This window comes from Shewanella sp. SP2S2-6 (assembly GCF_031931965.1).
GTDB classification, from domain to species: domain Bacteria; phylum Pseudomonadota; class Gammaproteobacteria; order Enterobacterales; family Shewanellaceae; genus Shewanella; species Shewanella baltica.
The window spans coordinates 71,322-86,575 of sequence record NZ_JAUOEQ010000017.1 but is presented as its reverse complement, the minus strand read 5'-3'; the positions used below and the strand labels follow the sequence as shown (position 1 = coordinate 86,575).

Here is a 15,254-nt window from a genome sequence, read left to right as displayed (position 1 = left end):
TCATCCCAACGATAAACAGTAACTGGTAATCCCATTACAATAACTCCTATGACTCGTTGCCGAAAAATGACAATACGGCTTTATCTGTAGTGATTTGACTGTGACCTACCTGCACATTGCGTAGCAACATAATCGGATTTGAGGCCGCGAACGTGGCGAAACGAATCGCTTCGCCTTGCTGCCAACCGCCACCCCATGCACCTGAGCGAATGATGAAATACGGGGCATTTGTCAGTGGGTTAATCGGTGAAAAATCATTCAGCGTATCACCTGTGGCAATTTGGCCAAGACGGCGGCCAACACAGCGAAATGCGGAGGCTGAGGTCATAATCAATACCCAATCTTCATTCACTGCCGTGGTGTTTTTGACTTCAATAGGATAGTCAACCGCATTCATGTTGCCCGTTGCTGGGTCGCCATCTAGGTCCCAATTGTTGGCCCATGCCGTCATATCCCGCACTCTGCCAACACGCGCCTGCAGGTCGCCAAGGATTTGCACACTGGCTAAAGTGGTACCTACCGGATATTCACGGGACAACGGTTTGGCCAACACAACGCTATTGCCTGTAAACGATGAAACTAAACCGAGTTCCATAATGGTATCGCTCAGCACAAACGGCGTTGCAAAGCCGGTAAAATCACTGTTAATCGTGACCGTTCCGGTCACCTTGTTTACGGTGAAATGGTCATTATTAGTGGTCCATAGACTGGCGCCATTGGCATCGGTAATATCCACAAACTGGGCATTTTCACGAATGGTAAACGCGGTGCCGACAGAGCCTGTAACCTGCTGCACTTGGGTATGAGACAGCGCGACAGTGCCCCAGCGTCTGAACATATCGACAATGCCGTCATTGGGGATACGCAGTGGGTTGAGCCCATAAATCTCGGCTGGGGGTAGCTGGCGCAATTGGTCGGTAATGTCATAGCGCAGCGTGGTTAAATCCACCGGATTGGTAAATAACAGTTCAACCAAACCATCTACGATAGTGCCGCTAATGCCACTGCCAGTTATCACGCCTTGGTTGTCAGATGAGGCGCTGATAATGGCGTGGTCGGATATCCGTTCAACCTGCACGTAAAAGCTTTCTAACAATGGATTAGCCACACTCAAGGCAAATTTAGCCGTAGTATCGCCGGCAGCCGCTGCAGTGGTTGATTCAACTAAACCTGAATAGCTCAATTCAAAATCACCACGGCTGACCGTTTGCTTAGTCACTACCCCAGTAAAATAATCAATGGTCGCCAGCAACTCAGTGGCGTCATAGAGCTTACCGATACCGCTATTCACATTTTCAAATACCTCCTGAGGCACATAGTTACTATCGGCAAACACAGCGCGGCCTTTGATACTGCCGACCGTTAACTGCTTATTGGCAGGGAATGCATTAGCACTTGAGTAAATGCTGTATTTATACGCAGAAACATAATAGAGCGAGACAGTGGGATTATTGACAAAGCGCACATCAGGCCGCAGCGTAACGGTCACGTTACCCGTTCCGATAGTAATCGACTGAACTAATGAATTACTCGCGGCGAAAACGCCATAAGGATCGGTAGAAACTGCAGTGACAACATCAGTATCTATCAGTAAATCCGCTGTGGTGAAGGTATAGCTATACGTCCCTTCTGCGCTTGGCTGGCTAATCACTTTGCGGATCACTTGGCTAACAGTGGCATCGCCGTTATCACTGCCGCCCGTGATGGTATTACCTGGCTTTGGCGCTAAGGTGGTAATCGCAGGCAGTAACGATAATTGAGTCGCGCCCACAGCTAAATTTACCCCGCTGGCGGCGGCAGTCAGCTTAGTTACCCCGTGGAATTTCAATGGGGATGCAGTGTTAGATAATCGCAAGCGAGTGCATTTACTCTGGCCATTGATTTGCAAACCGGGTTCTGGTGTTGCAAAGGTGATCGGTGGTTCAAAAACTACGGTACCCACAGCACCGTTCACTATGCTGGTGCGCGTGACTTTGCAAAAATGGGTTTTGCGTGGCCATGCCACGTTTTCAATACCAGGATATTCCACGGTGATGCAGATCACTTGGCCAACCTGCAAATAAGTGGTTTTCCAATAGTCGCGGTCATTAAAGCGATAAGACGACTGCAGATAATCTGAGGAAAAAGAGTTTTGATTCACAAGAAAGCCGGGACCACCTTCACGGATCAATTCTCCTGCAGTGACTGACGACTCAATGATCTCTTTCATATCCGTCATGCGAGATTCATCATCCAGCGCGGCAGACTCGATCATGAATACGTTTACCAATGGGTCTATGGGTGGCTCACTGATAAACACATGTGCATCAATCAAAGTGCTGGTATCTGGCGTATCGAGCGCAGGGAACGCTTTTACAATGTCGATACTGGATTGGGCATGGTCAATATCGGATATCGCGGGGAATAGCTCATTAAGCTGTCCAGACTGCACTACGTTCTTAGTCCGTTGGCCGCCAGCCTCATTACTTGAACCCAGTAACTCGGGTTTGAATACTTTTAAATTTAAACGGGTAATAGTCATAGCACTCTCACAATAGATAAATGGCCTTTAAACGGTGATTAACTTCAAGGTGATTGCCTCGATTTCGTCGGGGTCGGTATCGCTGTAATTGATCGCTGGCGTGCCGCTAATGGGCTGTTCGCTGTAGTCCCACATCACGGTTAATGCAGTGCCATTGATATCCAAGTTAAAGCTGGTCGCGCCCTGTGAATTGGCGTGGGCCTCAAGGGCATTGAATACCGCCAATGTTTCTGCATCGCTGAATAACACCACTGGGCGGCCCGCTTGTTTGGCGGCGACTTCAACATGCTGCGAGCCATCGAGCGCAAACTCAGTGCTACTCACAAAGGGCGTATAACCAAAGCGGTTAAGCCAAATAAAGTGCGGTAATTGAAGCGTGTCTAAGGTGATCATGAGGTGGCCTTAATCTGTTCTAGTTCGCGCAAAAACAGCTGCTTAAACTCATCAAGCAAATCGGCTTTCATCACATTGCCTGACGGCATTGCCAGCTCTAACCGAAAAATTTGAACGCTGCCGCCTGTGCTCTGATTACTCACCGATGGCAAAGTGGTTTGGCTTGCGGGACTGCGAGTGGAATTCGTCGCGGTGCTTGCACTGCTTGATGCACGCTCGATCGCCTGTGCGTTACGTTCTACCGCCTCTGCTTCGATTTGTTTTAGTTTGGTGGCGTAGATTTGCTGACTCAGTTGCAGTGCTTCTTGGGCACTGGCGATAGACTCTTTATCCTGGGCCGTGCGGGCAGCTTCGAGCTGCGCCTTAAGCTCAGCCTGTTGCTGTTCATAGCGGCGTTTCTCGATAGCGGCTTGGTTATTGTTGAGCTGATCCATCTCATCTTTAAGACTGCCCAAGGTCGCGTTGATATCGTCACGCAGGCCGAGAATACGATCGCGGGTAGCATCAATGGCCGCTTGAAGTGGCTTAAGATCTTCGTCGCCTAACTCGCGTATATTCCACTTTGCCTCGCGGCTAATTTGATTGACGCGATCGAGGCTAATGCTGGAACTTTCAAGTTCTTCAGTCCATTTACGGGTCAGTAAGGTTTCATTGATGATCTGCTTTTCGCGGATAAAGGCTTGGTTACTGAGCTGCGCCAGCACACCCCAAAAGCCGGTATTCACCCGCATATTGTTCATGATGCTATTAGTCAGCTGATCGACGCGGGCGTTGAGTTTTTCGGTGCTATCTTCGTTAAAGTTGAACTGTTTGTTTAAGTGGGCATAGGCACCCGCGAATAGGTTTACATACTCAGTGGCGCGGCCAGTGGTTTCCTCTAATTGTTCAAGTTCTTGGCGTTGCTCCATTAAGGTTTTAGTGGTCTTTTTTACCTGTTCGTCAGTCTCTTGTTCTCCATCTTCCAAGCCACCCATTAAGCGTTGCAATATTCTGAGCACTTCGACCAAGCGCTCTTTTTGTCGCAGGTATTCCTCTGCCGTAATACCGCCGTCTTTATAAGCTTGTTCGAGCCTCAACATCTCATCAGATACAGCGGCATACTTACTTTTTATCTGTTCATAATTCGCCGCTTCGAGTGCCTGCACCTCACTCAGTTGCTTAGTTTGGTCACTCAACTTGCCCTGTAAACTAATCAGATCTTGCTGCGCTTTTGCTTTGGCTTTACTCGATACCGTCGAGCTGTTCATCACATCGCGGCATTGCTTCAAACGGGCTTCAGTTTCTGCCACTGCGCGGCTTAGCTTGGCTTGCTCGGGTGAAAGTTCCTTCACGCTATCTGTATAGCCGTATTGCTTTGCTGTCAGATCGCTCAGTTCCTTGGATAGCCCAAGGGTGGCGGCTTGCGCTTTCAAGGTTTCTGGTACCGCTGCGCCCGTCGCTTCGGCGGCCGTTAATGCCGCTTTAGCCCAGGCTAAAAACGCATCCTTTTGTTGCTCAATCGGTTCACGGTTGTTCTTAATCAGATTAAAGGCCGCTTCGGCTTTCGTATTCACCTGCTCTAAGGCATGGCTACTGGTCAGCCCTAAGTCCTTATAGGCTTGTTCCAATGCCTCTGTGCCCTTAGCTGTGGCATCAAGATAGGTTTGCTGCTCTTCAAACTTGGCGCGCAGTATCGTGAGTAACTTAACGTGGCCTTCGTATTGATCCCCCGCAGCCTTTAACGGCACTAAGGCGGCATCAATTTGGCGAATGAAACCGCCCATACCACCTTTAACACCATCGAGCGTTTTAGTTTGTTCGCTTAAGGTAAAGGTCAGGCGCAGCGCTTCTTCAACTGTTAATTTAATCGGCTCAACGACGTCAACGGCGGCCTGCTTGACTTCTTCCATGGCTTTAGCGGCGTTTTTCCACTTACCAGTGGCGTCGTCATAAATCAGTTTGCCTTCGTCTACCGCCTTGTTGAACTCGGCCATAGTGGTAAAGGCTACGCCCGTTTGCGAACTGAGATCCTTAAGTGAGTACTCCAACTGTTTGGCGCTAGACGCGGCAGCGCGTTTAGATTTTTCCAGTGCTTCTTCAGCAATCAATAACTCTTGGTATACCCGAGCGACCTCGATCAACTCGCTAATCAGCGCTAAGTACAAACCCGCTTTAGCCGCTACTGCCAAGGCGGTTTTAAGTTTGCCAGCAGCTAAGGCCGCGCCCTCACTCGCCGCAGTGGTACCCATGATCGCGCCAGTGTAAAGACGCATCACGCCGATGGCGGCATTGGCTCCGGTAATCACATCACTAAAATAGCTACCGACTTTTAACGCTAGAAATGCCTTAGCCACAAAACCAATTTCATCACGGAAGTGGTACAGCATAGCAGCGCCATCTTGCACCGCTGAGCCTATGCTCACGATCGTGTCGCTGACTTGCTGCGCCCATTCCTTTAAACGGCCATCGGCGGCCATGGCGGCAAACTCAAGATTCAACTCACTGATCTGGCCCTTAAGCCAATCAAGTGCACCGGACTGAGCCACGAGATCATAGAAGGATGAAAGGTTATCTTTAAGGTTTGATACTTGGCCACTGAGCAAAGCCATCTGCGCCGCTGCGCTGCCATTAGCGGCTCGGCCCATTTCATCAATCAAGCCTTGGATCACATCGCGGCCAAGCTTGCCTTGCTCACTGAGTTTTTGCAGTTCAGTGGTGTTCTTTCCCGTGACCTTAGCCAGCATGTCCCATACGGGCACGCCGCGCTCAATCAGTTGCAGGATCTCCTCACCCTGTAGCTTTTGTTTTGCCCAGGCTTGGCCGAGTGCCAAGGTGATCCCCTCAACCTCTTGAAAACCGCCACCGAGTTTAAAGGCTTGATCCACAATCGCCTTCATGGTGCCGTTCATAGGATCAAGGCCAAAGGCTTTGGCCTTCACAAACGCTTGATTGACTTCGTTCAGTTGTAGCGGCACATCGATGGCGAATTGCTTTACCCAAGCGGTGGCTTGTTTGCCAGATTCAAAACCGCCCATCACGGCATTCATTTGCACGCCAAGACGTTCAAATTGATCGCCCGTGGCAAAGACATCCTTCACCGCTTGGGCCACACGGTCAAAGCCCAAATAGGCACCCGCTAAGGCGGTCACTTGGCCGATCACGCCACGCAGGGAACTGGCATGATCACGGGCGCTGGCATTGCCCTTATCTAACTGATTGGCAAACTTATCGACATTGCGGCCAGTGCCGTCAAATTCGGCACTTAACTTGCGCTGCGCTGTGGTCAGGTTGTTGTAATCAATGCCCGATTTCGACAGGGCATTTTGCAGCTTAGTGTGGCTGGATGATTGCTGCGCTAACTCGCGCTGCATTTGCTCCAGCTCTTTTTCTGCCACATCAATAGAACGTGCCAGTTGCACAAAAGGCGCATCCGTTTGGCTGGCTCGTTGCTTTAAGTCCTGCAGTGCTAAGGCGGCAGCAGTGACAGCAAGCTCTTGTTGTTCAAGCTCATTGCGTGACCGCTTAAAGGTGTTGATCAGGTCTTGCTGGTTAGCCAGCTCATCGAGCTTATTGGCTAAGGTATTGGCTTTTTGGCTGGTCGATTGGCTACTCTCGCCAACATCATCAAGCCCTGTTGCTAAAGGCTTGAGGTCATTAGTGAGCTGCTCTGCTTGGTTGCTGGTATTACGGCCGCTTTGGGCAACTTGGTCTAACTGGTCGCTTAACGGATCAAGGCTGTTTTTAAGTTCATCAACTTGATTCGCACCCGCTTGGCTGGCATCACTCACGCCATCGAGTTCATCAGCGAGCGCCTGCGTCTTAGGATTCGCCGCATCTGACTCAGTGCCTATGCGCTTAAGCTCATCGACTAAAGCCGCAATGTGTTGCTTGCCCGTGGCCTCTGCCACGATCCGCAGGGCGAGTTCTAAGGTTTTATCGGCCATGGCTATCTCGTTAATACTCTCGTTAGTATCTAAACAATCGGTGTTTAAACGGCGGTTAAATGGGGATTAAAGGGCATGGCAATTGAGTACGGCCATGCCCTTGGGTTAAGCAAAACCGCTTACGTATCCAGCTCTAGGTACTCGAACGGATGATCCTTACCCGCGACTAACTGGGCTTTACCCGCAAGGGTGGCGCTCACAAACTCACTGGCGGCAAAATCGATCGCAGCCGTAGGCGATAAGCTGGCGTCGAAAACATCGAGCTTAATCGGCTTGCCTGTTTCTAAGTTGGTACCTTCTCCGAAGATCCGCGCACGGGTTTGGGCGTTAATGCCACCGCGAATAAGGGTGCCGCTAATGGCGTTATGTTGGCCTGTCACCGTCACCGCACCACCCGCTTCAATTGCGCCGCCTTTTACGGCGCGCACTAGCCCTAGGGCATAGTTCACCTCATAGTCAGTGCCCAGCACTAAGGTGGCAGCGTCTTTCTTCACCACAAAACCGAGGGCAGCAAAGTTACTTTTAGGTAGCTGTATCCAACGCTGATTATCAGGCAAGGTCACGGCCTCATCAGTTAGGGTGCCGCTGCCTGTATTCAGCACTTGGGTATCACCCAACAGTGCCATGGCAATCAGTTCGGCGGGTTGATCGTCAAACGACCATTCCACCTCAACAGGCTTGGCAATTTTCACCACGCTTAAGGCTTGGCCGTAGCTGTCTTTCTTTTTACTTGGACGTACCTTTTCATCGGCATCGGTTTTAATGGCGAGCTTAGTGGTGTTGATGGGACCAATGATCCCCGTTGATTGCCCTTGGGCATTTAAGCGGTCAACAAAGAAGTTGCCTGCGACTAATAATCCATTCATAGGATTTTCCTCATCTTAAGTTGTTGGGTTAGCTGGGTTTGAATCTCAGTTGCACACTCACGGCCACGGGGTAATAACCGTGGCTTTTAGTGAAACGGGGTTTAACTGGACTGTTAACGCGCACAAATGGGCCAAGCATCTGACCATCCACCGCAATGGACTTACCCACAATCGCGTTTAACAGGCTGACTAATAGCTCACCTGCGTGGCCTTCGTGAATAGATAAACGGCAAGCCAATACCACAAGCCAAGTCTGCTTAATTTGGCTGGTGTTGCCGCCTTGGGCCGTATCCGCCAGCGTATCGCCCATATACATCACATGGGCGGCGGGGGTGATTTGGCTGCGCTCATCCACTTCACTTAGCTCATTAGCTTGATAAACCTTTTTCAGCTTCTGGCTCGTCACTAATGGCTCAAGCAGTTGAGTCAGCGCATCACCTGCAGCAAGGTAGTTATCTTTAATTTCAAACATCAGATAAACCCCTTAGACGATGCACGGCCAAACACGCTGCCTGCACTTTCGATACTGACCACTAACTCACTTTGGCTAGCGACTTCACCCGTATCAGCTAGCCCCAAACTGATATCGCCTTTGCTCACTGCGGTTAAAAACTTCACCACAGCGGTATAGCGTTTCTCGACTTGTTCAGGGGCTTTATCGCCATACAGGAAGTAACGGGCAATATCGCAGCAGTTACGCTCAAGCACGGCGGGAACCGTGGTTAACGGCAAGGTGTAACGGCCCACGATATAGCCATCAATCTCAGCCGCAGCATCACGCAATGCTTGCTCAAGCACGACGGTATTGATTTCCCCTGGCACACTGCCTTCGCGCTCGGTGAGTAGCATTAAATCCTGTGCACCAAAGCGACTCAGCATGTTGTCAGGGGTGGCGTACATGGCTCTTGTGATGGCTAAGTCGGCCATGGCTATTCACCTGCTGCGTTGGTGACGGTGCCCGATGTTTCAGTGCTTTCCGTTTCAGCGCTTGGGGTAGCCGTTTCGTTTTCACCTGGCACAGTGACTTTTACTGCCTGAATCGCACTAACTAAGTCAGTTTTATTCATCGAGTTAACACCCGTGATCGCCAAGTCTTTTGCCAGTTCTTTCAGCTCTTTTACTGACAGTTCACCCAAGGCTTTCTCTTCACCATTGGGCTCTTTCACACCAGTGAGCGTGCCTGTGATATCGGTACCTAATGTCTGATCACCGTCTGGAATGTCCACACTCCCCGACGCTGGTGCCATATCACGCACGGATACCTTAAGGCGCTGATCAGCTTCAAATGCTGCAACTTGCTCATCCGACAGCTCGGCCAGCGGTATAAGGTTTTCGCCTTTGTTAAGCGCCATGCCCGCACGGCGATAGCCAGTGTGCGCAAGACAGATAACCAACAGGACTTGAATGTTCTTAGAAGGATTCGCCATTTCATTGTTACCTCACTCGATGTTGGGGTGCAGGCGCATCCTTGTGCCTGCGATTCGCTGCTCAAACTTAAGGGGTGAACACCTAAAGCTGTGGCACCACAAGGATCTCGAACTTGCCTTTCAGTTCGTTATCCACGGTCACGCCACCTTCATCAATGCGCTCACGGGTCATTAACTTGAGTGCGACGTCTTCAAGAGAAGATGGGATCACCAACAAATTGGGGCGTATCTTGAGCTTCTTACCGCCATCGCTGGTAAAAGCTTGCATGGCTTTGTAAGCGCTCCATAGGTTGGTGGCATTGAGAGTACGCTTGTTGGCGAAGGCCATTTGCCAGAAGCCAAAGCCCGCCTCACAGCGCATATCGGTACCGAACTGGAACTCGTTATTGGTCCAAACTGCAGGATCGGTTGGATTAAACAGGGTGTTTAAATCCAGCTTGCGCCGCTCTTGAAAGATGAGTGGCTTTAATGGGCGCGTGGTATCGAGCAAAAACCAAGGTTCCCCCGTATAAGCGCCATCAACCACCATGTTGGCCACAGAAACATCGGCACCCGTGCCATCGTGCTTGGCATTCACAGGGTGGTCAGTGTCAAAAAAGTTCTGCCCGTCATAACACAAAGTGCCAAAGCCTTCGGCTAATAGCTCGAACACCAGATCGTCGGGAAACTCTTCACCTTCCTGCGCCAATGCCTGCACCATAGGTTTGTAAATCCCTAAAGTGTCATCTTCCACATCATCACGACTAATACCTATGGTGGTTTCAAAGGTACGGTTAGTGATTGAATAACCATGCTCTTTGATGGAGTTGATCACCCGCGCACCAATCCATTCGCGCATGGTCGGCATTGAGCCTAACCAGCCGTAGGTATTGGACTTAGTGTTGCTTGGCACGACTGAGGCAATTTTTAAATACAGTGGCTCAGTCTTAGCTAAAGCATTTTGAAACTCGCTACGCACCATAGTGCGCAGGGCTTGTAATACTGGGGCGTTAATAGCAGCCATTATTTTTGCTCCTGATCAGCGGCGATAGCTTTAGCAAAGTCAGCTTGTGACATGCCCCAAGAATCGGCCATTTTGATTTGGTCGGCAGTCAGTGCCGCGAGTTTGGTGTCCTTGTCCTTGATAGGATCGGGAACTGTGGTGGTTTGCTTGGCCGTTAATGCGGCAATAGCCACACGCTCACCCAAGTTGGCAGTCAGCGCTGCCATGGATTGCTGGCCTAACTTGGTTAGGTAATCACGTTCGCACTCAAAGGCTTTGCCTTCATCTATCGCCGCCTTCACGGTTTGCTCAACGGTAAGCACACCGTTTTCAGCTGTGAGTGCCACCAGCTGCTCGCGTAGTGCATTCACTGTGGCAACGGGAACGAATTGAGTCAGATCAACTTGGCCAGCGGGCAGATTTGTATTGCCGGTGTGCTTAGCAGAAAGCGCTGCGACCTCCTGTTTAAGCCCATCAACACTAGCTGCGGCAGTGGTGAGTGTATTAAGCGCAGACAAGGCCGCGACCTCTTGCTCAGCTGTTAAAGCTGTCACGTCATCGGGAATTTCAACGCCCAAGGCGGCTAAGATTTTTCTCAGTAATGGGTTCACATGGAGTTCCTCCGTGTCGGTAGATTGGATAAGTTCGTGTGGATTGAGGCTTGTATTAAGAGCAGCCAGTGCAGCCAACGATGCGAGTGGCAACATGCCATCGACACCAGGGCGGTTAGTTAACGCGGCTGAGTGGATAAATTGCGGGCGGCCAGTGCTGGTGTCGTAACCGAACACTAGGCTGAAGTACTTGTATTCTTTGGCGGTGAGGTAAGCGATGGCGTTATCGGTAAAGCGCGGCTTAATGAACAAGCCCTGCCCTTGTCGATATTGCACGTCATCGATGTTGAACCAACCCGCAGCGGGTGCAGGCTGGCCATTCTTCTCTTTGTTGAGGGTTTGGTGTTCGTAGTCAATAACCAGATCACCGGCTTTATGGGGGGTATTTGCTTGCAGGGCCGCGAATGCAATGCTATCCATCAACCACTTGCCACCAGCTACATCGCCAGGGCGACCATCAACGGCGGCAAAGTGGCCATCAGGCAGCGCCTGAATGTAGCCATCTTCACCAACCACAAAGTCGGCTTCTGAATTGACGTTTAACTGGCTGCTTAAGGCGGCAAAGCCAAAAGCGGTGGTGGTTGCAGGCATAAAAAAGGCACTCTCAATAACATTGGAGTGCCTATGATGATCTCGCTGTAATCACAAGCGGATTGGAAAGGTTTCGGGATTATTTTACGACTTAAATTGTACTGACTTAAAATGGCTTACTACATCACTTAAAAATTTACTTAAACACGCTGCAACAGACTCTTCATCAAGAGCATCACTTAACGAATCTTCAAGATCATCAACTAGAGAATTTAGAAGGTCAGGCAAGTTTGGCGATATTGCGCCCGTAATAAGGAAGTTTGCTCTAATCAGGTTTGCTTTTTTCAGGTAATAAAAATCAAAAAATTTTCGCATGTCTCTTTCTTGATCACGGTACATCCCAACACCTTCAGTGACCAACTCCATGACATGTTTTATTGTCAGTGGTATCGTAACTGTTCTCATCCAAAAATCATCATTAATAGACTTAGATTGAGCTTTCTTCGCTGAAATTATGCTGTATATAAATGACACACCTGAAATAAAAATAGCCAAAACAGCTAGTCCATTTGGCATATTGAACCAATCGTCTTCCGGCTTAGCAGGAATGACCAGATGCATAGTCATTTGACTGTTATTTGGGTGGGGGATTGTTACTTTTTGTGGCTTGTCGACTTCAAGAAACGGGGCACTCTCTGAAGTGCCCAGTTTCTTATCTAAAGTCTTACTCAGTAAAGGATCACAGGGGTATATACAAGATTCATTAGCGAGAGCATAACCTGAGTTAACTACAAAGTTTAGTGCCATAAACACAACAAGAAATGCCTGAAACCTCACCATCAAATCAAACCCGCATTGCCACTGAATAATCCTCTTTTAACCGCTTTAATACATTCCTCCTGACTTTGAGGAGAAAGGCCCTCAAGATCTAAATGCTCCAAAGCGTCATTCGGAGTAGAGTATAAAGATAACTCTTCTCCTATAAGTCCAAGAAAATATGAACTTGTTATCAATAAATCTCCATCGGAACTAAGCACATACCTATCCGCGGGCTTTACATGATACTTGCTCCTAGCCCTTTGACCATTAGACCTTCCTGTAAGTAAACCACTTTCATTACTCACTAATTCAATTGTCATAACTTTCATACATCTACTCACCGATTGGTGTAATACTGCCACGAAGAGGGATCTTAATATTAATCATCAATCCAGGGAAATACGACCTCATTCTACACACATAGTTAGGGTCTGGCGAGTCAGTCAAACTTTCCGTTTTGTTAAAAGAAATTGTAACCCGTTCACCACCATCAACATTCTTCAAAATTTTCGACATATAAGTACCATCAAACTTCACAACAACATTACCAGAAATCAAGTTCATAGTTGCACAATCACTACCCTTTGGCTCCCTAAGCCTTTGATAATCTCTATATATTTTTTCAAATGTTTCGATTAGAGTTATCGTTCCTTGACCCCTAGTATCTTTATTTTTTTTATTTTTAGAACTAATCCTTCCTTGAAGCGCAGCTACTGTATACAACTGTTCTTTATTAAATAAGCCACCGTTTCTTCCTCTTAGATGATGTGAAGCGTATTTACTGACTATTCCTTTTGAAAGATTTCCTTCTGGTAATCGCTCAAATGTCTCTGCAATCGAGTATCCCATATTCATCACGACTAACTCTAAATCGCGATTTTTTCCATTATTGTTTATGTAACCTCTTACAGACCATACTGGAGAAGTTTTACCACTGTGCTCATTCACATTGTCTAAAATTTCACCTAAGCAACCTTTGATACTTTCTGCTGCATCATCTGATAACTTTAGGTCATGATCGTACAGTGCACTTTTTATGTGAGTAACAAATTCACTAGCCGTGATGTTTTTCAAATCATCACCAGTAGAACTTACTGATTCATTGATTGTGCAGTCTTTTTTATAAACATGAATCCGTGCATTAGGCTCAACCCCAGTTGCTAACACCGCGTTATCCAACTCGGAAATGATGCCAACTTCGGCCAATAACAACTGATGTTCCACATTGTTGCTTTTTACTAAACCAGAAAATTCCAAAGGTCTACTAGCAAGATTTCTAACTCTTTTTACTTCACCCGCTAAAAGTCCTAAAAGCACTTCACTACCTAAACTATATTTTTTTGTTTTTGAATGATTTACAACAATTTTCCTTGATTTTGATTTAAGGGCAAAATCGATAAAACCAGCTAAAAATGAAAGCACTGAACAAGGATTTTCAAAAATATTGAAATTTTTTGGGGTTTTAATAGCTAAAGAATTATAAGGATCATGCTTTTCGCACGACTGATTTCTTTCTAAAAAGTCATCTAACAAAGGCATCCCTTTAACCAATTCTAATCCCTTTAATTGGCCTAAATTTTTCCTCTTTTGTTTGCGATGTCTACGCTGTTTTGCATTGAGCAAATGCTTTTTCAGTCGAGCCTTCAAAACAGTTTCATTGTTTTTTTCAATCAGTTTCATAAGTTACATAACATCCTGTATCACCTGAGGAAAACATTAATCGATTTCTTCAGACAAAACAAACTGTATATTCAACTGTTAAAACCCCTTTAAATCCTCCTTAAATCATTTAAATAGTTTTGCGCTAAGCCGTTGTACCAAGTTGAGCACCAAGCCGCTTAAAATGCGTTTTAGCGCTTTGCGCTAAAACCGCCTTCCACTTAGAATGGTGGCCTCACTTTGATCTCCAAGGAAGGCGTATGACCACCAATCCCCCTAGGCTACCTCAAGCCGATCAGGCCCAAGTGCCTCATGCTGAGAAGTCGTTTAAATGGCTCATCATTTTACTGGCCCTTGTCGCAAGCTGTTTGCTGGCCTTTTACTTTTCAATCTTCCACGGGGGTGTCGGGGATAAAGGCGACTTTGGTGCCTTTGGGGATTACTTTGGGGGCGTACTAAACCCTATCCTTGGTTTTGCCACCGTTGGCCTGCTTGTATGGTCATTAAAGTACCAGATGGATGAGCTGGCACTTACCCGCCAAGTACTGAAAGAAACCCAAAAAGAAGCAGCATTGAGTCGTCAAGCAATGGAAGCTCAGGTTGAACATCTACAAAAAGAAGCAAAACTAAATGAATTGACGAGACTTTTAGAACGAGCCTATAAAAAATATGAAGTAATTACGAGCACACCTTTTCCCGTAACGATGATTAAAAATACAATGTTGAATGAAACCTATTACTCATTGCTCCACAATAGAATTCAATACTTTGATATTCAAACAAAAAATGAAATCAACAACATAATGAACGCAAACAAGGACATGAAAACAAAGCTAGATAAAGTGAGACGTGAAACCATACTCATATCTGACTTAGCACTCAAATATTATTCAATTAATGAAAGTACAGAGTTTGCAAGGGCTTATTTATTCGATTCTTTCGATATGCTGCAAGCGGTTGAACGAATATATCAAAATGAGATCACACAGGACAGGCTTTCAACTATTGCCTCATTGATGGGGGAATTCTTGGATGTAGCCAAAGTACCGAGTATCACTGAATCTTAAGATTACAATAGATACTCCCCCAAGCTCCCTAACATAGATTGCTCATCCTCACGGCTTACGCCGAGGTATGGTCGTGCCGGGATACCCGCTGGGCCTGCGGGCATATCGTCGGTGCCGCCGAACTGGTGGATGGCGGCATAGATTTTATTGCTACCAATTGCCGCCCAAAAGTCACCGCTGTCGGCTGTTACGCTGGCAGCTAGCCCGCCAGCACTGGCCTGCAGCATTTTACCGCCTTGGCGTTTAGGGTTTGCCTTAAGGTAAGTATCACTTAAGGATACCCAAGCTTGGCCTGTCGTGGGATCAGCCTCTGCTGCAAACGCTGATTCGGTGGCCGATTCGAGCACAGCGGCGATATCGTTCATCGGCTCGCTTAAGTCGTCGAGCTTATCCATCAAGCTATTAAGCACCTGCAATACTGTGCCGTTGGTAAACTGAATATCCACTTTACTCAT

14 protein-coding genes are annotated in these 15,254 nt (G+C 47.7%); 1 reads left to right on the top strand and 13 read right to left on the bottom strand.

Annotated features, from left to right (window positions below; genetic code table 11):
- Positions 1-46: 46 nt before the first annotated feature.
- From Q4Q57_RS13195 to Q4Q57_RS13140, 12 genes are all read right to left on the bottom strand, one after another.
- Entirely contained in the window at positions 47-2,521 is a 2,475-nt protein-coding gene (locus Q4Q57_RS13195) for a hypothetical protein (protein WP_311891089.1), read from the bottom strand.
- Between the two features lie 27 nt (positions 2,522-2,548).
- Positions 2,549-2,914: a hypothetical protein gene (locus Q4Q57_RS13190; protein ID WP_311891088.1), complete on the bottom strand. Its 366-nt coding sequence runs from the start codon at positions 2,912-2,914 to the stop codon at positions 2,549-2,551.
- Positions 2,911-6,837, bottom strand: a complete 3,927-nt coding sequence (locus Q4Q57_RS13185; RefSeq protein WP_311891087.1) for a tape measure protein — start codon at positions 6,835-6,837, stop codon at positions 2,911-2,913. Before Q4Q57_RS13185 ends, Q4Q57_RS13190 begins: the two co-directional genes overlap by 4 nt.
- Positions 6,838-6,956: 119 nt before the next feature.
- Positions 6,957-7,703 carry a hypothetical protein gene (locus Q4Q57_RS13180; protein ID WP_311891086.1) on the bottom strand — a complete coding sequence of 249 codons (747 nt, stop codon included), beginning with the start codon at positions 7,701-7,703 and terminating at the stop codon, positions 6,957-6,959.
- 28 nt (positions 7,704-7,731) lie between these two features.
- On the bottom strand, positions 7,732-8,175 hold the full coding sequence (locus tag Q4Q57_RS13175) for a hypothetical protein (RefSeq protein ID WP_311891085.1): 444 nt from the start codon (positions 8,173-8,175) through the stop codon (positions 7,732-7,734).
- The gene (locus Q4Q57_RS13170; protein ID WP_259574567.1) at positions 8,175-8,630 is read right to left on the bottom strand and encodes a gp436 family protein; all 456 of its coding nucleotides are present in this window, start codon (positions 8,628-8,630) and stop codon (positions 8,175-8,177) included. The genes Q4Q57_RS13175 and Q4Q57_RS13170 overlap by 1 nt, the downstream gene beginning before the upstream one ends.
- A 2-nt stretch (positions 8,631-8,632) precedes the next feature.
- Positions 8,633-9,130 carry an HI1506-related protein gene (locus tag Q4Q57_RS13165; RefSeq protein ID WP_311891084.1) on the bottom strand — a complete coding sequence of 166 codons (498 nt, stop codon included), beginning with the start codon at positions 9,128-9,130 and terminating at the stop codon, positions 8,633-8,635.
- A gap of 82 nt (positions 9,131-9,212) precedes the next feature.
- The gene (locus tag Q4Q57_RS13160) at positions 9,213-10,133 is read right to left on the bottom strand and encodes a Mu-like prophage major head subunit gpT family protein (protein WP_311891083.1); all 921 of its coding nucleotides are present in this window, start codon (positions 10,131-10,133) and stop codon (positions 9,213-9,215) included.
- Positions 10,133-11,314, bottom strand: a complete 1,182-nt coding sequence (locus Q4Q57_RS13155) for a phage protease (RefSeq protein ID WP_311891082.1) — start codon at positions 11,312-11,314, stop codon at positions 10,133-10,135. The genes Q4Q57_RS13160 and Q4Q57_RS13155 overlap by 1 nt, the downstream gene beginning before the upstream one ends.
- A gap of 84 nt (positions 11,315-11,398) precedes the next feature.
- Positions 11,399-12,067 (bottom strand): hypothetical protein, encoded by a 669-nt coding sequence (locus tag Q4Q57_RS13150; RefSeq protein ID WP_311891081.1) that lies wholly within the window; start codon positions 12,065-12,067, stop codon positions 11,399-11,401.
- Between the two features lie 26 nt (positions 12,068-12,093).
- Positions 12,094-12,402, bottom strand: a complete 309-nt coding sequence (locus Q4Q57_RS13145; RefSeq protein WP_311891080.1) for a hypothetical protein — start codon at positions 12,400-12,402, stop codon at positions 12,094-12,096.
- A 4-nt stretch (positions 12,403-12,406) separates the two neighbouring features.
- Positions 12,407-13,753 carry a hypothetical protein gene (locus Q4Q57_RS13140; RefSeq protein ID WP_311891079.1) on the bottom strand — a complete coding sequence of 449 codons (1,347 nt, stop codon included), beginning with the start codon at positions 13,751-13,753 and terminating at the stop codon, positions 12,407-12,409.
- Positions 13,754-13,992: 239 nt separating this feature from the next.
- On the opposite strand from Q4Q57_RS13140, the gene Q4Q57_RS13135 reads away from it, so the two are divergent.
- Positions 13,993-14,799, top strand: coding sequence for a hypothetical protein (locus Q4Q57_RS13135; RefSeq protein WP_311891078.1), 807 nt, complete (start codon positions 13,993-13,995; stop codon positions 14,797-14,799).
- Between the two features lie 2 nt (positions 14,800-14,801).
- Here the strand turns inward: Q4Q57_RS13135 and Q4Q57_RS13130 are convergent, their stop codons facing one another.
- A complete protein-coding gene (locus tag Q4Q57_RS13130; RefSeq protein WP_311891077.1) occupies positions 14,802-15,254 on the bottom strand; it encodes a phage virion morphogenesis protein in 453 nt (150 codons plus the stop codon).